Below are 19,027 nucleotides of genomic sequence, written 5' to 3'. Positions count from 1 at the left end.
CTTTATTAGTTATAAGTTTTTCTAATTGAATAGTGAGTTCTTCACAGTTATTGGGTTCAAAAAAAAGCCCTGTTTCATTTTTAATTATTATTTCAGAAAGACCTCCATGATTTGCTGCTACTACTGGTTTTTTTGACAACATAGCTTCTGTTGCAACTAAACCAAACGATTCTTTTTCAGTTGAAGGAACAATAGCTATATCAATAGAATCATAATACGGCCAAATATCTTCTTGAAAATCTATGATTGTAGTATTTTTTTCTAAATCTAAATCTTTTATTTTTCTAAATATACTTTCAATATATTCTTCTTTTCCTTTAACATGAGAGCCAATAAACACTAAATGAATATTTCTATGCTTTTTTAGTAAAGCAGAAAAAGCATCTAAGGCTAAGTGTTGCCCCTTTATTTTACTTATTCTACCAATTAAACCTATAACAACTTTTCCTTCAATATCAGAAGAAAATGTATGTCTTATTTTTGTAATGTCAACATCAGATGTTATTACTGTTTTCCTATTTTGACCATTATGAATTATAATTGATTTAGAAATTATTTTTGGTAAAATAGTTGTAAAATGATTTGAAGTAGCAACAGAATTAAAAACAACTCTGTTTGAAAAAAAACTAACTATGTGTGGGTAAATTTGTGCTACTTTTTTTGGCTTTTCAATTATTTCATGAACATGCCAGATATGAGGAATTCGAAAAAAATAGCTATAAAAAGCTCCAATAAAAACTGAAGTTGCATTTGAATGAATTAAGTCAATCTTCTTTCCTTTTAACTCTTTTTTAATTTTAACAAAGGATTTAATAATTTCAAAGGGGAATCTAATAAAAAAAGAAGGTTTTAATATACCTCGTTTAACTTTTATTACAGAAGTTTTTATTACCTGAATCCCCAGATTGTCTAAAATTACTTTTAAAGGCCCTTCTTCGTGTAATACAACAATTGGGGTGTAGTTTTCGGGAAAATTTTCAATTAATTCAAGTATAGCTTTGTCGGCGCCATATAATTCTGCCGATTGATTAACAATTAAAACATTTTTTTTCAAATTCATTACTGATTTTTAGCCGTTCCACTTCCAAAAAATTTATTTTTGGTTTGCACTAGAAAATTAAAATTCTTAGCTAACAGTTTTTTCATAAATGAAGCATCTTCTTTAGGAAACCAGTCTGTTGTTCTTGGAGTTTCTAAAATTTTATGATGCACTTGATAAGCATATGTAGCAATTGAAGTTCTGAATTTACCTTCTGGAAAATTAGTCATATCGTAACCATGTAAAGTGTAAGGCGCACATTGCTGAATTATCAATCTATTAAATGGCACTTCCAATTCGCATTCTTCGTTTGTACGAAGGTCTTTAATACGCAATCCGCCTTTATATTCTGGCTTCCAATCTTTGTTTAAATATAAAAGTAAGTTTAGTTCACGATACCAATTTTTTTGTAAAGGATGGTAATTAAAATCTAAATGCATATCTAAAAAACTATTTTTCTTTCCCTGGTGTAGGCCTCCTCCATGATTTTTTGGATCTACAAATATTTTTTTAGCTGTAATGAAAGACAATAATTCATTAAATCTATCTGAAGACAAATCACGATATAATTCATCTAATTCAGGTGATAAAACTTTATAATTTGATTTTTCAAATTTGTTATTGGCAAAAGCATAATCTCTACTTTTATTTTCTAGTTCAGGAATTGAATTATAAGCCTTTGTTAGTTTTTCTTCCTCACAAAAATTATCAATAATTAAATAAGGAAAAGGTTGAGCGGTTAAATATTTTATCCTTAAAGATTCTTTGTTTTTTTCTAAAAAATCAAAATTAATCATTTTTTTCTTTTTTTAATATTAGCAAAAGTAAGAATTAATAACGTAAAAGTTTTAGGATAATTGCCTATTAAAACAAAATAATTTGAAAACATTCATTTTAATCTATTATTTTTGTTTTTTTATACTAATTAAATGAAAATAGGAATATTAGGAACCCGTGGAATACCCAATAATTACGGAGGATTTGAGCAATTTGCCGAGTTTTTTTCTATTTATGCCGCAAAAGCAGGTCATTCTGTTTTTGTTTATACACCTCATAATCATCCTTATAAAGAAACTACATTTGAAAAAGTGAATCTAATTAAATGTTACGATCCTGAACATAAAATCGGAACAGCGGGTCAATTTATTTATGATTTAAATTGTATTCTTGATTCTCGAAAAAGAAATTTTGATATTATTCTACAATTAGGGTATACGAGTAGCGCTTTTTGGTACGATTTACACCCAAAAAATAGTATTGTTATTACAAATATGGACGGTTTAGAATGGAAACGAACGAAATACATCAAACCCATTCAAAAACTTTTAAAGCTTGCCGAAAAAAGGGCAGCTACAAAAAGCGATTATTTAATTTCAGACTCTTTAGGCATTCAAGAGTATCTATTAAAAACGCACAACAAGGAAAGTGAATACATTGCTTATGGAGCAGATAATTTTGACACACCAAACGAAGAAATTTTAAATAGTTATAAAGTTGAAAAATATAATTTTAATTTAATTATCGCGCGTTTCGAACCAGAAAATAATTTAGATATGGTTTTGGAAGGCGTGATGTTAAGTAAAGATGAAAAACCAATTTTAGTTATTGGGAATCACTTCACAAAATATGGAGATTATTTAAAAAATAAATTTGTTTCTTGCGAAAAAATACAATTTTTAGGAGCGATTTACAATCTAAATCATTTAGATAATCTAAGATTTTTTTCAAATATATATTTTCATGGTCACACAGTGGGCGGAACGAACCCGTCTTTATTGGAAGCGATGGCATCACAAGCACTAATAGCAGCACATAATAATCATTTTAATCATGGCGTTTTGAAAAAAAATGCGTTTTATTTTGAAAATTCGCTAGATGTTAAAAAAATACTTGAAACAATTAAAAAAATTGATAACTTGCAGTTTGTAAAAAACAACTTTGAAGCCATCGCAAATAACTTTAATTGGAACAAAATAAATGAAGAATATTTACAGTTTTTTAGCAAATGCTTGGCAAGAAATTTTACTGGAGCAAAAGATAAATAAATCTTTTTTACCTTTTTTACTCATCTTAATTACATTGCCAACTCTAATGGCAATTAATAATGTTAGTACTGCGATTTTTATTTTTTCAGTATTATTTTTTAATAGAACAAACAAAATTTCATTTAACGGCACTTTATTATTTCCAATAGCACTTTTTATTTGGATGGCAAGTTCATATTTTTGGTCAATTGATAAAGCGGCAACAATACCCGCTATTTTCAAAGAAATCTTTTTATTATTACTTCCGGTTGCTTTTTTAATCATGCGCCCGTTCAATAAAAATCAAGTTTATAAATTATTAAAATATTATAGCTATGCTATGGTATTTTATGCTGGTTTTTTTCTGGTAAGAGCAGTAATTAGATACATAATTACTTCAGACCAACGAGTGTTTTTCTACCATGGAGACTACAATGACGATTTTGGATTAGTTCCAAAATTATTAAACGCAATTCATGTGTCCGTTTATATGGCTATTGCATTTTTTTACTTCTTAAATAAGGAAATAAAATCAAAATTAGATAGTATTTGCGCTTTAATTTTACTTGGGTTTGTTTTTTTATTGTCTTCAAAAAACATAATTATTGTGTTTGTGGTATTAATTGGACTTCATTTTTTTTATTTTTCAAAATCTTCAAATAAAATGCGATTGAGAAATTTAATTATTTTTATAACAATTATTGTATCGGTATTTAGTTTTAGTAAAATTAAGAACAGATTTTTGGTTGAATTTCAATCCAATACAAAAACCAGCTTAAGTCATAGCGTATACAATGAAGCGGATGAAGGTATAAATTATATTAGTATTTATGAAGCATGGAATAACGAAAAATTTTCACAGGGGGATTATTTTCCAGGCACTGCTTTTAGAGTTTATCAATTTAGAATGTTTGTGGAGATTTTTAGCGAAGAACCTCTTTTCTGGAAAGGATTAGGGTTAAATGCTTCACAAGTAAAACTTAAAGAGAAAGAGATTAAATATAATCTTTATCCAGGATATGGATCTTTTAATTTTCACAACCAATATGTACAAAATTTTGCTGAATTAGGTTTTTGTGGTTTTGTGATTTTGATAATAATAGTATTCATTAATATAAAAACCGCTATAACACATAAAAATTTTATACATATTTCTTTTGCAGTTCTAATGATAAGCTTATTTTTGACAGAGTCATTCTTGTGGAGACAAAAAGGGATGTTGTTTTTTATATCTTTATATTGTTTGTTTCAAATTAAGGAAGATAAAATTACCTTAAAAATCTAAAATTTAATGAAAAGAATATTAGTTACTGGTGCTGCGGGATTTTTAGGTTCTCATTTATGCGATCGCTTTTTAGCCGAAGGCTATTTTGTGATGGGGATGGATAATTTAATTACTGGTGATTTAAAAAATATTGAACACTTATTTAAAGAAAAAAACTTTGAGTTTTATCATCATGATATTACAAAGTTTGTTCACGTCCCTGGCAATTTAGATTATATTTTGCATTTTGCTTCACCAGCAAGTCCAATAGATTATTTAAAAATTCCTATTCAAACTTTAAAAGTAGGTTCTTTAGGAACACATAACTTGTTAGGTTTAGCAAGAGTTAAGAAAGCAAGAATTCTAATCGCTTCCACTTCTGAAGTTTATGGAGACCCTTTGGTGCATCCTCAAACCGAAGAGTATTATGGTAACGTAAACACAATTGGACCTCGCGGTGTTTATGATGAAGCGAAACGCTTTCAAGAGTCAATTACAATGGCATATCACACATTTCACGGAGTAGAAACCAGAATTGTACGCATTTTTAATACTTATGGGCCAAGAATGAGATTAAATGACGGACGAGTTATTCCTGCATTTATTGGTCAAGCCCTTCGCGGAGAAGATTTAACGATTTTTGGAGATGGAAGCCAAACACGCTCTTTCTGTTATGTTACAGATCAAGTTGAAGGCATATATAGATTATTACTTTCTGATTATCATTTACCAGTAAATATTGGAAATCCAGATGAAATTACCATTTCTGATTTTGCTGAAGAAATTATCAAATTAACAGGAACTAAACAAAAAGTTGTTTATAAGGATTTACCAGTAAATGACCCTATGCAACGACAACCTGATATTACAAAGGCTAAAGAAATTTTAGGATGGACAGCAAAAGTAAAAAGAGAAGAAGGAATGAAATTAACTTTCGAATATTTTAAATCACTTTCACCAGAAGAATTAGCTAAAGAAGAACACAAAGATTTTTCAAAATACATTTATTAGATTGAAGCCAAAAACAGGAAGATACTCAGGATTTATTAGACCTCTAATTATTTTTATAGATTTATTAATTATAAATCTGTTGATTTTAGTTTGTCTTCGTTCTGCCATGAGTAATTTTGGTTATCATACTATTTTGACTCTTTCATGGATTATTATTTCATATTATTCAGGATATTATGAAGTGTATAGGTTTACTAAAGAAATTACAATCTTAGGGAAACTAATAAAACAATTTATTTTTATAAGTTTAATAACTTTCGCATATGTTGGTTATAAATATAAATATGTAACTCCAGATGAGGTATGGAATTACATTATTTCTTGTTTTGTTTCTGTCGGATTTATTAAGTTTTCAATATTTATATTATTAAAAAAATATCGATTGTTATATGGAGGAAATATTAGAAATGTAATCATTTTAGGAAACGGTAAAGACGTGGAAGAATTGAAATCATTTTTTACTACAAATCCAAATTATGGTTATAATTTAATGCGTGTTTTTAGTTTAAAAATAAATAAAAAAGAAGAAATTAAAGCGTGTTATGAGTTTGTAACAAAATACAAAGTGGATGAAATTTACGGCTCATTAAATACACTTAACAGCACAGATTTAGACGGTTTAATATATTTTGCAGATAATAATCTTAAAACAATAAAATTATTACCCGATAGTAAAAACAGAATGTTAAGAAATTTAGCAGTGGAATACTATGGTTATGTACCTATAATTTCTTTAAGAACCATACCTTTAGATAAAGTAGTAAATAAAAGAATAAAACATTTTTTTGATGTAGTATTTTCTTTACTTGTAATTTTGTTGCTTTTGTCATGGCTAACACCTTTAATTGCATTACTAATAAAGTTAGAGTCCAAAGGCCCGGTTTTCTTTAAACAAAAAAGAAATGGGTTAAACTATAAAGAGTTTTATTGTTATAAATTCAGATCTATGCGATTAAATTCAAAGGCTGATTTAGAACAAGTTCAAAAAAATGATCCAAGAGTTACTAATTTTGGTAAAATATTAAGAAAATTTAGTCTTGATGAGTTACCACAATTTTTCAACGTATTATTAGGAGACATGTCAGTTGTAGGCCCAAGACCACATATGGTTAGTCATACAGAGATGTATGCTAAAAGTGTAGATAAATTTATGGTTAGGCATTTTATTAAACCTGGAATTACTGGTTTAGCTCAAATAAATGGCTGCAGAGGAGAAGTAGAAACCGAAAAAGATATTGTAAACAGAGTAAAGTTTGATATTTTTTATCTAGAAAATTGGTCAATTTTGTTAGATTTAAAAATAATACATAAAACAGTCATTAATGCCATTAAAGGTGAAGAAAAAGCGTATTAACACAAATTTTTCATTGCAATTTCATAAAATTAAAAAATTAAAAATAAACTTCTTATTAAGATCCACCTTATTTTTTAATTAAAAGACACTATTTTTGCACCAATAAAAAACAAAACAAACAATCATGAATATTTTACTTTTAGGATCTGGCGGAAGAGAGCATGCTTTTGCTTGGAAAATGATTCAAAGTGCATTATGTACACAACTATTTGTAGCGCCTGGCAATGCAGGAACAGCAAAAATCGCTAAAAATATTGCTGTAAATCCAAATGATTTTGAAACAATCAAACAGTTTGTTTTGGAAAACGCTATAAAAATGGTTGTAGTAGGTCCTGAAGACCCATTAGTAAATGGTATTTATGATTTCTTTAAAAACGATATTCAAATTTCACATATTCCAGTAATTGGACCTAGTAAATTAGGTGCGCAATTAGAAGGAAGTAAAGAATTTGCTAAAGAATTTTTAGTGAAAAATAATATTCCAACGGCAAAGTATGAAAGTTTTACTTCTGAAACAGTTGAGAAAGGATTTACTTTTTTAGAATCATTATCTTCGCCCTATGTGTTAAAAGCAGACGGTTTAGCTGCCGGAAAAGGCGTAGTAATCTTAAATGATTTACAAGACGCAAAAGATGAATTAAAAGCCATGCTAGTAGATGCAAAATTTGGTTCAGCTAGTGCAAAAGTAGTAATTGAAGAGTTTTTAGACGGAATTGAGTTAAGTTGTTTTGTATTAACCGACGGAAAAAATTATAAAATTTTACCTACTGCAAAAGATTACAAAAGAATTGGCGAAGGAGACACCGGATTGAACACTGGTGGAATGGGCGCTATTTCTCCAGTTCCATTTGCAGATGCTGCATTAATGCAAAAAATCGAATCGCAAATTGTGATCCCTACAATTCAGGGCTTAAAAAACGACAATATTGAATATAAGGGCTTTGTATTTATTGGTTTGATAAAAGTGGGCGACAATCCATTTGTAATTGAATATAATGTGAGAATGGGTGATCCAGAAACAGAAGTCGTTATTCCAAGAATTAATAGCGATTTAGTAGCTTTGTTTGAAGCAGTTGCCACTGAAAAATTAGCTGATTTTGAGTTGAGTTTAGATGAAAGAACGGCGGCAACAGTTGTGGTTGTATCTGGCGGTTATCCTGAAGAATTTGAAAAAGGGAAAGAAATTTTTGGTTTAGATGATAAAACAGATTCTTTAATTTTTCATGCAGGAACAAAAGAAGAAAACGGAAAAATTGTATCTAATGGCGGAAGAGTGTTAGCGGTAACATCATTCGCAAATTCATTTATAGATGCCACAAAAAAATCTTATCAAACTATAGAAAAACTAAAGTTTGATAAGATGAATTATAGAAAAGATATAGGGTTCGATTTATAATCGAACTTTTTTCTTTTATTTTGTTAAGAAAGAGTGTGCGGTAGTGTCTTGTTCATCTTCTCCAGATTTTTTGAAAATCTGCAATTGTTTTGTCCAATAGTATGTCCAATAACAACAAATACAAATAAATATCCAATTGATAATATTTGCTCCCCACCAATTTGTTAATTCTAAACTTCTTAAAAAGTCCATTGGTACAAAAAGTACTTCAACAAATAAAAATTGTATTGCTTCGAAAAATGCTTTCATTTTTTTATTATTATATTTACACTACAAAAATATAAAATATCTTTATGATTGCAAGCCTTTTTAGTAAAACTCGACCAATAAATTATGCATTAGTATTAATAATGTTGTTTTCTTGCTTTTTTTTGTATCAAATTCAGGTTCCAAACGAAGCTTTTACAACTGGTGATCTGTTTTCAAAAATAATTGTTTTTCTATTATTGTTGTTGTCTTTTTTTCTAGTGAATTTTATTTCACTTAAAAATGCCTTAACACAAAACGATAATTATGCAATTCTTCTGTTTCTAGTCTTTATATTATTATTTCCATCGGTACTAAATAACATAAAAATTGTGTTATCAAATGTGTTTTTGTTATTGGCTTTACGTAGGTTAATTTCTTTAAAAACATTAAACTCTTCAAAGGAAAAGATATTTGATGCTTCTTTCTGGATTTTTCTTTCTGCTATCTTTCACTTTTGGAGTATTTTGTATATTATTTTAGTTTTTATTTCAATAATATTTCACTCTGGAAAAGAGTATAAAAACTGGATTTTACCATTTGTGTCATTCCTTTGTGTTTGGATTTTATATATAGCCACTAGCTTATTTTTATTCGGTAACTATTCAATTAACAAGGCTGTTTTTCAGATAAGTTTTAACTTTTTTGACTTTAAAGACGTCTATCAAAATATGGCATTGTCTTTGTTTGTTTCTATTTCTGTTTTGTTTTTTGCTTCTCAAACCATCGACTATCAAAACAAACCTTTAAATATGCAGGCATCATACAAACAAGTTTATTTTGCTTTTCTTTTAGCTTTAGGTATTTATGTTTTTTCTGCAAATAAATCTAACGACTTACTATTGTATACTTTTGCTCCATTAGCCATTTTAGGGGCAAATATGTTCGAAAAAATGGAAAACTCTATCTATAAAGAAGTGTCTCTATATTTGTTATTAGGTATTGGCTTATTTTTCTTTTTTGTTCAATTATAACTTGGTTCCATAAGCCAAATCGCCGGCGTCACCCAAACCAGGGATAATGTAGTTTTTTTCATTTAATTTTTCATCTAATGAAGCTACCCATAAATGACAATTTTTCGGAAGATTTTCTGTCACATATTTAATTCCTTCAGGCGCAGCAATAACAACAGCAATATGAATGTCTTTTGGTTGATGTGTGTCTAAAATTTTATTTAAAACCGTCACTAATGATTGCCCGGTTGCCAACATCGGGTCTACTAAAATTAATGTTTTATCATTCATATTTGGCACGGCTTGGTATTCTACTAAAATATCGAAATTTTCATCCGAATTATAATGATTTCTGTAAGCTGAAATAAAACCATTTTCTGCATCATCAAAATAATTTAAAAATCCCTGATGAAGCGTTAGACCGGCCCTTAAAATAGAACATAACACAATTTTGTTTTCTATTTTTGAAGTGTTTTTAATACCTAATGGAGTAGTTATAGCAATGTTAGTATATGTTAGTTTTTTACTAATTTCATAAGCTATAATTTCACCAATACGTTCCATATTTCTTCTGAAACGCATGCTGTCTTTTTGATTGGTTATTTCTCTAAGTTGGCTCAAAAAATGATTTAAAACGCTGTTTTCTTCTGAAATATAATGAATGTTCATGTGAGATATTTTGTAATTTATGGTTAAAAGTACAAAAAATCCTTATTTTTGTAAATTAAATTAGTAACTATGTTTGCAGAATTCGCCTTTCCTATTTTTGAACAAGCTATAATTGACTATCATGTTATAGATGACGTGTATCAGCCGGTATTAAATCCGTACGAAAAAGGTTCAGTAGAACATTTATTGTATGCTAAAAACTGGGTTGATACGGTGCAATGGCATTATGAAGATATTGTGCGAGACCCAAACATTGATCCCGTTGCAGCCTTAGATTTAAAACGAAAAATTGATGCTTCTAACCAAGTCAGAACCGATATGGTAGAATATATTGACGGTTATTTTTTACAAAAATATGCTCACGTTGAAGTGAAACCAAATGCTAGAATTAATACTGAAAGTCCTGCTTGGGCAATTGATAGATTATCTATTTTAGCCTTGAAGATTTACCACATGAATGAAGAAGCTACTCGCGAAGAAGCCACTGCTGAACACCGAGCAAAATGTCAAGAAAAATTAAATGTATTGTTAGACCAAAAAAACGATATGTTTATATCAATAAGTCAATTAGTGGAAGATATTGAAAATGGCGACAAATTCATGAAAGTATACAAACAAATGAAAATGTACAACGACGCTGATTTGAATCCAGTTTTGTATCAAAATAAAAAATAAATGTCTTCACACATTTTAGTTATTCGGCTTTCAGCTATGGGCGATGTTGCAATGACAGTTCCTGTACTGAGGGCTTTTTCTTTGCAATATCCCAACGTAAAAATTACGGTTGTTTCTCGGCCATTTTTTAAACCTTTTTTTGATGATATTGAAAACGTAACTTTCTTTGCCATAGATTTAAAAGAAAGACACAAAGGTTTTTTAGGACTTTTGCGTTTGTTTTCCGATTTACGAAAACTCAATATTGATGCAGTTGCCGATTTACATAATGTATTACGATCAAAAATTATTCGAACACTTTTTGCTTTGAATGGCAAAAATGTAGCCGCTACAGATAAAGGCAGACAAGAGAAAAAAACACTTACAAAGTTAACTATCAAAGCCATTTCTCCAATAAAAACAATGATTGATAGGCATTGTGAAACATTCGAAAAATTAGGCTTTCAAATAAATTTATACAACCCTACATTTCCAAAAAAAGCTATTTTATCTGAAGAAATAATAAATATTACTGGTAAAAAAGAAGAAAATTGGATTGGAATCGCGCCTTTTGCACAATACGAAAGTAAGGTCTATCCAATAGATTTGATGCAACAAGTAATAGATGATTTAGCCAAAAACGCTTCAAATAAAATTTTATTATTTGGTGGTGGAAATGAAGAAATTAAGAAACTAAATCAATTAAAAAATAATCATAAAAATGTGATTGTTTTAGCTGGAAAAACCAATTTAAAAGAAGAATTAGCCATTATTTCTAATTTAAATGTAATGTTATCTATGGATTCTGGAAATGCGCATATTGCCGCTATGTTGGGCGTAAAAGTAATTACACTTTGGGGCGCTACACACCCATTTACAGGATTTCAACCGTTCCATCAACCCGATGATTTTTGTCTGACTTCAGATAGAAAACAATATCCATTTTTACCTACTTCGGTGTACGGTAATAAAAAAGTAGCAGGCTATGAAAATGCTATGCGTACGATTTTGCCGTCTCAGATTATTGAAAAAATAAATTCCAATCTTATTTAAGTAAAATTGGAATTTGGAATTTTTTATTTGAGATTTTAAGACTAAATATCATCAAAATCAACTTTAATTTCAGCGGATGTTGGTACGGCTTGACAAGCTAATACTAATCCTTCAGCCAACTCGTTATCAGTTAAAATTTGGTTTTTCTTCATAGTAGCGCTTCCTTCTGTCACACGACAAATACAACTGCTGCAAATTCCGCCTTGACAAGAATAAGGCACATCTAAACCTTGTTTTAAAGCCGCTTCTAAAATGGTTTGTTGCTGACTCATTTCAAAAGTAACTTCGTCTGCATCTACAGTAATTGAAATAGCTGTATGACCTTCATTTCCAGTTGCAACTTTGTTTTCTGTGGCAGATGAAGTTCCAAACAATTCAAATTTGATGTCTTTTTCAGCTACATTGTTTTCTTTTAAAGTCGCCGTAACTACTTGTATCATTGCTTCTGGTCCACACAAGTAAAACTTAGAAAAGGTTTTATCGGAATGTTTGGTTTTTAAAACAGTATTTACAACATTTTTGTCAATTCTACCAGATAATTCGCCAGAAATATTGGCTTGACTATATACAAAATGCACAAAAAAGCGACCTAAATTTTTTAGTTGAAGCGCCTTTAATTCCTCGTGAAATATAGTTTCTGATTCGTCCTTATTTCCATAAATTAATACAAAAGTACTATTAGGTTCTTCTTCTAAGACACTTTTTGCAATCGATAAAACAGGCGTAATTCCACTACCAGCTGCAAAAGCGGCATAGCTTCTTTGGTGTTCTTGTTTGGCTTCAAACGTAAATTTTCCTTCAGGAATGCTGACTTCTAACAAATCGCCAACAGCTAATTTTGTATTAGCAAATTTCGAAAAAGTACCGTTTTTTACTTCTTTAATCGCAATTCGTAATTCATCACTTTTTGGTGAAGAACAAATAGAATATGCTCTACGAAGTTCTTTCCCGTCTAAAGTTAGTTTTAAGGTTACATATTGTCCAGCTATAAATTGGTAAGCCGATTTTAGTTCTTGTGGAATATTAAAAACGATTGAAACTGCATTTTTTGTTTCTCGTTTGATTTCTTTTATTGCTAATTTATAAAAATCCATATGATGTATTAGTTGGTAAATAATGCTTTTAATTCAGTTGCTTCACTGGGTTTCATTTTTCCTGCCAATACCAAGCTTAACTGTTTTCTTCTTAGCGCGGCGTCGTATCGTTGTATTTCTAATTCGGTTTGTGGTTCAATTTGTGGCACAGGAACAGGACTTCCAGTTTCGTCAACGGCTACAAACGTATATATGGCTTCGTTGGCTTTGTTTTTAATGCCAGATTCTCTATCTTCAATCCAAACATCAATAAAAATTTCCATAGAAGTATTGAAGGTTCTCGATACTTTCGATTCTACTGTTACCACACTTCCTAACGGAATGGCTCTGTTAAACGCCACGTGATTTACCGAAGCCGTAACGCAAATTCTTCTCGAATGACGACGCGCAGTAATACTTGCGGCTCTATCCATACGAGCTAATAATTCGCCACCAAATAAATTATTTAAAGGGTTGGTTTCGCCAGGCAACACTAAATCGGTTAATGTTGTAACGGAATCTGAAGGATATTTGTTTTGCATTATTTTTTTTACAAAGATACTAACTCTGAATTAAATAAAGGACATAAAAAAATCCCAAATTGGGATTAGTCTATAAGCAACCAAGCTTCTACGCTATCTTTTGTTTTTATTTGAATTTTTAAATTTTGAGCTTCAGTTAAATTAGAAAAACTTCCAAAAGCAACAGGAATTAAACCGTATTTGTTTTCCGTCAATAAATGCGCTTCAAAACCTTTTGATATTAAATCATTCATAGCTTTAATCGCGTTTTGTTTACTTCTAAATGCACCTGCCACTACGTGGTATTTTTCGGTATGTGATGCTTCTAAAGTTAAATCAATAGCGTTTATTGGATTTGGAATCACAAAAGTAGCCTCTTGAAGTTTTTGATTTATTTTTTCTTGCACCGTTTTTTCTACGATACTTGTTTGTTGTTCAATCGTGTAGTCAAAATACATTTTGTAACCATACGTTCCTGCAGAGGCAAAAATAGCCACAGCTGCAGCATATTTCATCCAGTTTTTGGTACGATTTTTTCCGTTTAACGGAATAACTGGCGTTTCTTCTTCAACTGTATTATCAATTGAAACAGGCGTTTCAACAATAGGTTCTACTTCTGAAGTAATTTGATTTGCTCTTACTATTTCTGGCGAATTAAAACCAGCTAAACCAAAAGAATCTGTCAAATAATTTATAGCCGTATTGGGTTTGAAAACAAAATTATGTTCAGAATTTGAAAAAATTTCACCAATATTTTCTAATACCAAGCTTTCTTTGTTTTCTAATTTTTCCAACCAAAAAACAACTTGCGTTTGAATTTTATTTAAGGCGTTTTCGTAACTAATTTTTTCTTGTAATGCGATATGATTGGCCAATAAACCATCATTGTTTTTTATATGAGAATTAAAAGAAATTACTTTTTTCGGCGGTACAAATGAATTTTGAGCCACAATAACTTGTGCAGATTGCCATTCGCATAAAAACGCTCCAAAACCCGGAACGCCTACGCATTGGTATCTGTACAACAATTCTGAAATGTATTTTTCTATTTTCATATATGCAAAATTAAGTATTCAAGCCCAAAAACAAAATTTTATTAACAAATTTTATTAACAATTTAAAAATAAATTTTCTACGTTTTATAGATTGTTATAAATTTTCTAAAAAAATAAATATATTTGTAGGATATATTATACGCCATGTTACATAACGAATTATTACACACGCTCGCACTCTTAAAAGTCGAAGGAATTGGTGATGTTGTTGCCAAAAAACTAATTAAACAATGCGGTTCTGCCGCTGCGGTATTCCAAACCTCTAAAAAAGCTTTTGTTGCCATTGACGGCATAGGGGATTATCTCTACAAAAATTTACAAGAAAAAAAAATTTTTAATTGGGCGGAAAACGAACTTCGTTTCATTGAAAACGAACAAATTTCTTATGCTTCTTTTGAAGATGATTCGTATCCAGAGCGCTTAAAACATTGTGCCGATGGTCCAACTGTTTTATTTCAATCTGGAACTATTGATTTGCAAAATAAAAGAGTAATTAATATTGTTGGAACTCGACAAATCACACCCTATGGTATAGAATTCACAAAAAAACTAATATCAGATTTAGCACCATTAAATCCAGTTATAGTTAGTGGTTTTGCCTATGGAGTAGATATTGTGGCGCATCAAGCGGCCATGCAAAATAATTTACAAACGATAGGTGTTTTGGCGCACGGTTTAAATCAAATTTATCCCAAAACACATAAAAAGTATGTTTCTCAAATGGAGCAAAACGGAGGTTTTATGACCGAATTTTGGAGTACTTCAAATCCGGATAGAGAAAACTTTATCAAACGCAATAGAATTGTAGCAGGTATGTGCGAAGCTACTATTGTAATTGAAAGTGCCGAAAAAGGCGGTTCACTAATTACGGCTAATATAGCGAATGATTATAACCGAGATGTATTTGCTGTTCCGGGAAGAATTACCGATAAATTTAGTCAAGGTTGCAACAATTTGATAAAAACCCAGCGGGCACATTTACTAAATAGCGCGGCGGATTTAATTTATATTTTGAATTGGGATATTGATTATAAAAAAGAAAGCAAACCTATTCAAAAACAATTATTTATTTCCTTGACGGAGGAAGAACAAAAAATCTATGACTATTTAGTACATAAAGAAAATGAATTGATGGATATTATAGCATTAGATTGCGATTTTCCTATTTTTAAAACGTCATCTTTGTTATTAAATATGGAGTTAAAAGGGGTTATTAGACCGTTGCCTGGCAAGTTGTTTGAAGTGGTTTAGTTTTAAACAAAAATTTCACAGATTAGTATCAAACTAATTTGTGAAATTTATGAAAATCTGAGCGAAAAAATGCTACATAAAGCCTAATTTCTCCCTTACTCTTTTTAAAACGCCATCCGCAACTTTACCTGCTTTTGCAGCGCCTTCAAAAAGTAATTTATCTACTTCTTCAGTGTGGTTCATGTAGTAATTATATTTTTCTCTTTCGGTTTTAAATTTTTCAGTAATTAAATCAAAAAGCGCTTGTTTGGCGTGTCCAAAACCATAATTACCAGCTAAATAGTTTGCTTTTAATTGGGCGATTTGTTCTTCTGTGCCTAATAATTTATAAAGTCCAAACACATTACAATTATCTGGATTTTTTGGTTCTTCTAACGGTGTGCTATCTGTTTCAATGCCTTTTATTTGTTTCAATAAGGCTGTATCATCCAGAAAAATATTGATAAAATTATTTCGAGATTTACTCATTTTTTGCCCATCAGTTCCAGGAATTAGCATAGTTTCTTCGCTTGTTTTCCCTTCTGGTAACACAAATGTTTCTCCCATTTGATGGTTAAATCGTGAAGCCACATCTCTTGTAATTTCTAAATGTTGCATTTGATCTTTTCCAACAGGCACAATTTCGGCATCATACAATAAAATATCGGCAGCCATAAGCATCGGATAAGTAAACAATCCTGCATTTACATCTTCTAATCGGTCAGCTTTGTCTTTAAACGAATGGGCTAATGTTAAACGTTGAAAAGGGAAAAAACAACTCAAATACCAAGACAATTCTGCGGTTTGTGGCACATCAGATTGTCTGTAAAACACGACTTTATTAGTGTCTAATCCACACGCCAACCAAGCGGCAGCTGTGCTGTAAGTGTTTTGTTTGAGTTCGGTTCCGTTTTTTATTTGCGTTATCGAATGCAAATCGGCAATAAATAAAAACGATTCATTCGCAGGATTATTTGCCATTTGTATAGCCGGAATAATCGCACCTAATAAATTTCCTAAATGTGGCGTTCCTGTGCTTTGAACACCTGTTAATATTTTTGCCATTTTGATTCTTGTTTTTGCAAATGTAAGTTTTTAAGTAAAAAGAGCCAAGTAAAAAGCAGCAACTAAAAAGAATAAGTTTTTTAAAATTGTTTACTTTTGAAAATCGAATACTGTCTGAGAAATGAAATTATTTAAATATCCGTTTTGGTTGCTATACCGTTTCTGGTTTTACCTATTGGTATTGTTGCCAATACTAGTGTTATTTCCGTTCATACTTTTTACTATTTTAAGTGAAAAAACATATTCATTATTTTTTAAAATTGCACGACTTTGGGCTCGAGTTATTTTAATTGGAATGAGTTTTAGATATTCAATAAAAGGCACTGAAAATTTTGAAGAAGGTAAAAGTTATATGTTGGTAGCCAATCATACTTCAATGACGGATATTATGTTGATGTTGTTGGCTGTAAAAAATCATCCGTTTGTATTTGTTGGAAAAAAAGAATTGGTTAACATTCCCATTTTTGGATTTATTTACAAACGTGTTTGTATTTTGGTTGACCGAGAAAATAGTAAAAGTCGATTTGCTGTTTTTGAACGTGCACAAAAAAGAATTCAACAAGGTTTGAGTATTTGTATTTTTCCTGAAGGCGGTGTGCCTGATGAAAGCATACTTTTAGACGAATTTAAAGACGGCGCCTTCCGAATTGCAATTGAGCACCAACTTACAATTGTTCCGATAACTTTTTATGATAACAAAAAACGATTTTCGTATACTTTTTTTAGTGGCTCACCAGGAAAAATGAGAGCTAAAATTCATCCACCAATAGAAACAATTGGAAAAACGATGGATGATAAACTTCATATAAAGCAACAAGTTAGAGATATCATTTTAACCGAACTCCAAAAATAATAAGCATAAAAAAACGCCTTATTAGGCGTTTTAATTATTGTACTACAACCGAAAATTCTTCATAGAGATTAACTCCGTTGGCATCTTTTCCTTTCCAAAACTTTAAAAGGTAAGTTCCTGCAATTTCAGGTTTAAATCTTAAAGTTTGCGTTTGCAATTGATTGAGTAACGGCAAACATCCTTGTTCTTCTATCACATAATTTAGTACAGCAATAGTTCTTGTTGAAGCATCTTTGGTGTAATAAAAACCTTCGAAACCATGACAACTAGAAGGTTTTGAATAGGTTACTTCAATTTCATTAACGGTATTTGCAGTAAAGGTTGTAGGCAAAACTACCGTTTCCACAGGAACTAATTCTAAATGAACTCTTGGCCCATCAGGTTCATGTGTACAAGAAATAGCTAGTACAAAAATAGAGATAAGTGCTATTAGTTTTTTCATAATACAACTTTTTAAAAATTCCGAATCTTCAATTTGGTTTTATTCAAAAAACCATCCTAAAAAAGGATGATTTTTTGTCTTATGCGTTTTGTTCTTTTAGTAATTCTTTAATTTTAACTTCTAACTCATCCATTAATTCTGGATTGTCTTTTATTAATTGTTTTACAGAATCTCTTCCTTGTCCTAATTTGGTTTCACCATAACTAAACCAAGAGCCACTTTTCTTAATAATTTCAAAATCTACGGCTAAGTCTAAAACTTCACCCACTTTAGAAACTCCTTCACCATACATAATATCAAATTCTGCAGTTCTAAAAGGAGGTGCTACTTTGTTTTTTACAATTTTCACTTTCGTTCTGTTTCCAATAACATTGTCTCCATCTTTAATTTGCGAAGATCGTCTGATGTCAATTCTTATAGAAGCGTAAAATTTTAATGCATTCCCACCAGTTGTAGTTTCTGGACTTCCAAACATTACCCCAATTTTATCTCTCAACTGATTGATAAAAAATACGGTACATTTTGTTTTATGAATGGTTCCTGTTAATTTTCTTAAGGCTTGCGACATCAAACGGGCGTGTAATCCCATTTTGCTATCTCCCATGTCGCCTTCAATTTCACTTTTTGGTGTCAATGCGGCAACCGAGTCAATTACAACAATATCTACAGCACCTGAGCGAATTAAACTCTCCGCAATTTCTAATGCTTGTTCTCCGTTATCAGGTTGTGAAATAATTAAATTATCAATATCAATTCCTAATTTTTCCGCATAAAAACGGTCAAAAGCGTGTTCTGCATCAATAAATGCGGCAATTCCTCCTGCTTTTTGTGCTTCTGCTATGGCGTGTAAGGTTAGGGTGGTTTTACCAGAAGATTCTGGTCCGTAAATTTCGATAATTCTTCCTTTCGGATATCCATTTACACCCAAAGCAATGTCTACGCCTAAAGAACCTGACGAAATGGTTTCTACTTCTTCTACAGCAGAATCGCCCATTTTCATTACAGCTCCTTTACCGTACGTTTTGTCTAATTTGTCTAATGTTAGTTGTAAGGCTTTTAATTTTGCTTCTTTTTCTGTGCTCATAATAATTAATTTTTCGTAAAAATACAGAATTTTTTTATTGC

At 30.6% G+C, this 19,027-nt stretch carries 21 protein-coding genes; 10 read left to right on the top strand and 11 right to left on the bottom strand.

From position 1 onward, the window contains the following. A partial coding sequence (locus ACIQZ1_RS04195) for a glycosyltransferase family 4 protein (protein WP_396159365.1) occupies positions 1-1,060 on the bottom strand: 1,060 nt, incomplete at its 3' end. Then, the gene (locus tag ACIQZ1_RS04190) at positions 1,060-1,836 is read right to left on the bottom strand and encodes a 2OG-Fe(II) oxygenase (protein ID WP_396159363.1); all 777 of its coding nucleotides are present in this window, start codon (positions 1,834-1,836) and stop codon (positions 1,060-1,062) included. The genes ACIQZ1_RS04190 and ACIQZ1_RS04195, both read right to left, overlap by 1 nt. 132 nt (positions 1,837-1,968) lie before the next feature. Here ACIQZ1_RS04190 and ACIQZ1_RS04185 point away from each other — a divergent pair, with 132 nt between their 5' ends. Beyond that, positions 1,969-3,084 (top strand): DUF1972 domain-containing protein, encoded by a 1,116-nt coding sequence (locus tag ACIQZ1_RS04185; RefSeq protein ID WP_396159361.1) that lies wholly within the window; start codon positions 1,969-1,971, stop codon positions 3,082-3,084. On the opposite strand, the gene ACIQZ1_RS04180 is transcribed toward ACIQZ1_RS04185, so the two are convergent. Continuing rightward, positions 3,028-3,348: a hypothetical protein gene (locus ACIQZ1_RS04180; protein ID WP_396159359.1), complete on the bottom strand. Its 321-nt coding sequence runs from the start codon at positions 3,346-3,348 to the stop codon at positions 3,028-3,030. The two genes, ACIQZ1_RS04185 and ACIQZ1_RS04180, sit on opposite strands and share 57 nt — an antisense overlap. Here ACIQZ1_RS04180 and ACIQZ1_RS04175 point away from each other — a divergent pair. The 4 genes from ACIQZ1_RS04175 (at position 3,347) to purD (ending at position 8,088) form a co-directional block, all read left to right on the top strand. Further along, positions 3,347-4,348: an O-antigen ligase family protein gene (locus ACIQZ1_RS04175; protein WP_396159357.1), complete on the top strand. Its 1,002-nt coding sequence runs from the start codon at positions 3,347-3,349 to the stop codon at positions 4,346-4,348. The two genes, ACIQZ1_RS04180 and ACIQZ1_RS04175, sit on opposite strands and share 2 nt — an antisense overlap. 6 nt (positions 4,349-4,354) lie before the next feature. Then, the gene (locus ACIQZ1_RS04170; RefSeq protein ID WP_396159354.1) at positions 4,355-5,338 is read left to right on the top strand and encodes a UDP-glucuronic acid decarboxylase family protein; all 984 of its coding nucleotides are present in this window, start codon (positions 4,355-4,357) and stop codon (positions 5,336-5,338) included. A gap of 1 nt (position 5,339) precedes the next feature. Further along, entirely contained in the window at positions 5,340-6,692 is a 1,353-nt protein-coding gene (locus ACIQZ1_RS04165) for an undecaprenyl-phosphate glucose phosphotransferase (protein WP_396159351.1), read from the top strand. A 124-nt stretch (positions 6,693-6,816) separates the two neighbouring features. After that, positions 6,817-8,088 (top strand): phosphoribosylamine--glycine ligase, encoded by a 1,272-nt coding sequence (purD, locus tag ACIQZ1_RS04160; protein ID WP_396159349.1) that lies wholly within the window; start codon positions 6,817-6,819, stop codon positions 8,086-8,088. A gap of 15 nt (positions 8,089-8,103) precedes the next feature. Here purD and ACIQZ1_RS04155 read toward each other — a convergent pair whose 3' ends face one another. Then, the gene (locus ACIQZ1_RS04155) at positions 8,104-8,337 is read right to left on the bottom strand and encodes a uracil phosphoribosyltransferase (protein WP_396151678.1); all 234 of its coding nucleotides are present in this window, start codon (positions 8,335-8,337) and stop codon (positions 8,104-8,106) included. Positions 8,338-8,381: 44 nt separating this feature from the next. Between ACIQZ1_RS04155 and ACIQZ1_RS04150 the strand changes: the two genes are divergently transcribed. After that, on the top strand, positions 8,382-9,308 hold the full coding sequence (locus tag ACIQZ1_RS04150) for a DUF6427 family protein (protein WP_396159347.1): 927 nt from the start codon (positions 8,382-8,384) through the stop codon (positions 9,306-9,308). Here ACIQZ1_RS04150 and upp read toward each other — a convergent pair. After that, positions 9,303-9,956 (bottom strand): uracil phosphoribosyltransferase, encoded by a 654-nt coding sequence (upp, locus tag ACIQZ1_RS04145; protein WP_396159345.1) that lies wholly within the window; start codon positions 9,954-9,956, stop codon positions 9,303-9,305. The two genes, ACIQZ1_RS04150 and upp, sit on opposite strands and share 6 nt — an antisense overlap. 69 nt (positions 9,957-10,025) lie before the next feature. Here upp and ACIQZ1_RS04140 point away from each other — a divergent pair, with 69 nt between their 5' ends. Continuing rightward, positions 10,026-10,631, top strand: a complete 606-nt coding sequence (locus tag ACIQZ1_RS04140; RefSeq protein ID WP_396159343.1) for a DUF4254 domain-containing protein — start codon at positions 10,026-10,028, stop codon at positions 10,629-10,631. Further along, a complete protein-coding gene (locus tag ACIQZ1_RS04135; protein WP_396159340.1) occupies positions 10,632-11,663 on the top strand; it encodes a glycosyltransferase family 9 protein in 1,032 nt (343 codons plus the stop codon). 41 nt (positions 11,664-11,704) lie between these two features. Here ACIQZ1_RS04135 and ACIQZ1_RS04130 read toward each other — a convergent pair whose 3' ends face one another. The 3 genes from ACIQZ1_RS04130 to ACIQZ1_RS04120 form a co-directional block, all read right to left on the bottom strand. Beyond that, positions 11,705-12,757, bottom strand: a complete 1,053-nt coding sequence (locus ACIQZ1_RS04130; protein ID WP_396159338.1) for a 2Fe-2S iron-sulfur cluster-binding protein — start codon at positions 12,755-12,757, stop codon at positions 11,705-11,707. Positions 12,758-12,765: 8 nt separating this feature from the next. After that, positions 12,766-13,278: an acyl-CoA thioesterase gene (locus ACIQZ1_RS04125; RefSeq protein ID WP_396159336.1), complete on the bottom strand. Its 513-nt coding sequence runs from the start codon at positions 13,276-13,278 to the stop codon at positions 12,766-12,768. A gap of 65 nt (positions 13,279-13,343) precedes the next feature. Next, positions 13,344-14,312, bottom strand: coding sequence for an SPOR domain-containing protein (locus ACIQZ1_RS04120; protein ID WP_396159334.1), 969 nt, complete (start codon positions 14,310-14,312; stop codon positions 13,344-13,346). A 144-nt stretch (positions 14,313-14,456) separates the two neighbouring features. Between ACIQZ1_RS04120 and dprA the strand changes: the two genes are divergently transcribed. Next, positions 14,457-15,563 (top strand): DNA-processing protein DprA, encoded by a 1,107-nt coding sequence (dprA, locus tag ACIQZ1_RS04115; protein WP_396159332.1) that lies wholly within the window; start codon positions 14,457-14,459, stop codon positions 15,561-15,563. A gap of 72 nt (positions 15,564-15,635) precedes the next feature. On the opposite strand, the gene trpS is transcribed toward dprA, so the two are convergent. Next, on the bottom strand, positions 15,636-16,607 hold the full coding sequence (trpS, locus tag ACIQZ1_RS04110) for a tryptophan--tRNA ligase (RefSeq protein ID WP_396159330.1): 972 nt from the start codon (positions 16,605-16,607) through the stop codon (positions 15,636-15,638). A 121-nt stretch (positions 16,608-16,728) separates the two neighbouring features. Here trpS and ACIQZ1_RS04105 point away from each other — a divergent pair, with 121 nt between their 5' ends. Further along, positions 16,729-17,460 (top strand): lysophospholipid acyltransferase family protein, encoded by a 732-nt coding sequence (locus tag ACIQZ1_RS04105; protein ID WP_396159328.1) that lies wholly within the window; start codon positions 16,729-16,731, stop codon positions 17,458-17,460. A 34-nt stretch (positions 17,461-17,494) separates the two neighbouring features. Here ACIQZ1_RS04105 and ACIQZ1_RS04100 read toward each other — a convergent pair whose 3' ends face one another. Both ACIQZ1_RS04100 and recA read right to left on the bottom strand, forming a co-directional pair. Then, positions 17,495-17,902, bottom strand: coding sequence for a hypothetical protein (locus tag ACIQZ1_RS04100; RefSeq protein ID WP_396159326.1), 408 nt, complete (start codon positions 17,900-17,902; stop codon positions 17,495-17,497). A 79-nt stretch (positions 17,903-17,981) separates the two neighbouring features. Then, the gene (gene recA, locus ACIQZ1_RS04095; RefSeq protein ID WP_291242689.1) at positions 17,982-18,986 is read right to left on the bottom strand and encodes a recombinase RecA; all 1,005 of its coding nucleotides are present in this window, start codon (positions 18,984-18,986) and stop codon (positions 17,982-17,984) included. Positions 18,987-19,027: the final 41 nt, after the last annotated feature.

The organism is Flavobacterium sp., from assembly GCF_044341185.1.
Taxonomy (GTDB): Bacteria; Bacteroidota; Bacteroidia; order Flavobacteriales; family Flavobacteriaceae; genus Flavobacterium.
This window is presented reverse-complemented; position numbering and strand designations above follow the sequence as displayed.

Coding starts and splice junctions, on each gene's coding strand:
- ACIQZ1_RS04190 (WP_396159363.1), bottom strand. CDS start 1,836: ATGATTAATTTTGATTTTTTAGAAAAAAACAAAGAATCTTTAAGGATA.
- ACIQZ1_RS04185 (WP_396159361.1), top strand. CDS start 1,969: ATGAAAATAGGAATATTAGGAACCCGTGGAATACCCAATAATTACGGA.
- ACIQZ1_RS04175 (WP_396159357.1), top strand. CDS start 3,347: ATGCGCCCGTTCAATAAAAATCAAGTTTATAAATTATTAAAATATTAT.
- ACIQZ1_RS04180 (WP_396159359.1), bottom strand. CDS start 3,348: ATGATTAAAAAAGCAACCGGAAGTAATAATAAAAAGATTTCTTTGAAA.
- ACIQZ1_RS04170 (WP_396159354.1), top strand. CDS start 4,355: ATGAAAAGAATATTAGTTACTGGTGCTGCGGGATTTTTAGGTTCTCAT.
- purD (WP_396159349.1), top strand. CDS start 6,817: ATGAATATTTTACTTTTAGGATCTGGCGGAAGAGAGCATGCTTTTGCT.
- ACIQZ1_RS04155 (WP_396151678.1), bottom strand. CDS start 8,337: ATGAAAGCATTTTTCGAAGCAATACAATTTTTATTTGTTGAAGTACTT.
- ACIQZ1_RS04150 (WP_396159347.1), top strand. CDS start 8,382: ATGATTGCAAGCCTTTTTAGTAAAACTCGACCAATAAATTATGCATTA.
- upp (WP_396159345.1), bottom strand. CDS start 9,956: ATGAACATTCATTATATTTCAGAAGAAAACAGCGTTTTAAATCATTTT.
- ACIQZ1_RS04140 (WP_396159343.1), top strand. CDS start 10,026: ATGTTTGCAGAATTCGCCTTTCCTATTTTTGAACAAGCTATAATTGAC.
- ACIQZ1_RS04135 (WP_396159340.1), top strand. CDS start 10,632: ATGTCTTCACACATTTTAGTTATTCGGCTTTCAGCTATGGGCGATGTT.
- ACIQZ1_RS04130 (WP_396159338.1), bottom strand. CDS start 12,757: ATGGATTTTTATAAATTAGCAATAAAAGAAATCAAACGAGAAACAAAA.
- ACIQZ1_RS04125 (WP_396159336.1), bottom strand. CDS start 13,278: ATGCAAAACAAATATCCTTCAGATTCCGTTACAACATTAACCGATTTA.
- ACIQZ1_RS04120 (WP_396159334.1), bottom strand. CDS start 14,312: ATGAAAATAGAAAAATACATTTCAGAATTGTTGTACAGATACCAATGC.
- dprA (WP_396159332.1), top strand. CDS start 14,457: ATGTTACATAACGAATTATTACACACGCTCGCACTCTTAAAAGTCGAA.
- trpS (WP_396159330.1), bottom strand. CDS start 16,607: ATGGCAAAAATATTAACAGGTGTTCAAAGCACAGGAACGCCACATTTA.
- ACIQZ1_RS04105 (WP_396159328.1), top strand. CDS start 16,729: ATGAAATTATTTAAATATCCGTTTTGGTTGCTATACCGTTTCTGGTTT.
- ACIQZ1_RS04100 (WP_396159326.1), bottom strand. CDS start 17,902: ATGAAAAAACTAATAGCACTTATCTCTATTTTTGTACTAGCTATTTCT.
- recA (WP_291242689.1), bottom strand. CDS start 18,986: ATGAGCACAGAAAAAGAAGCAAAATTAAAAGCCTTACAACTAACATTA.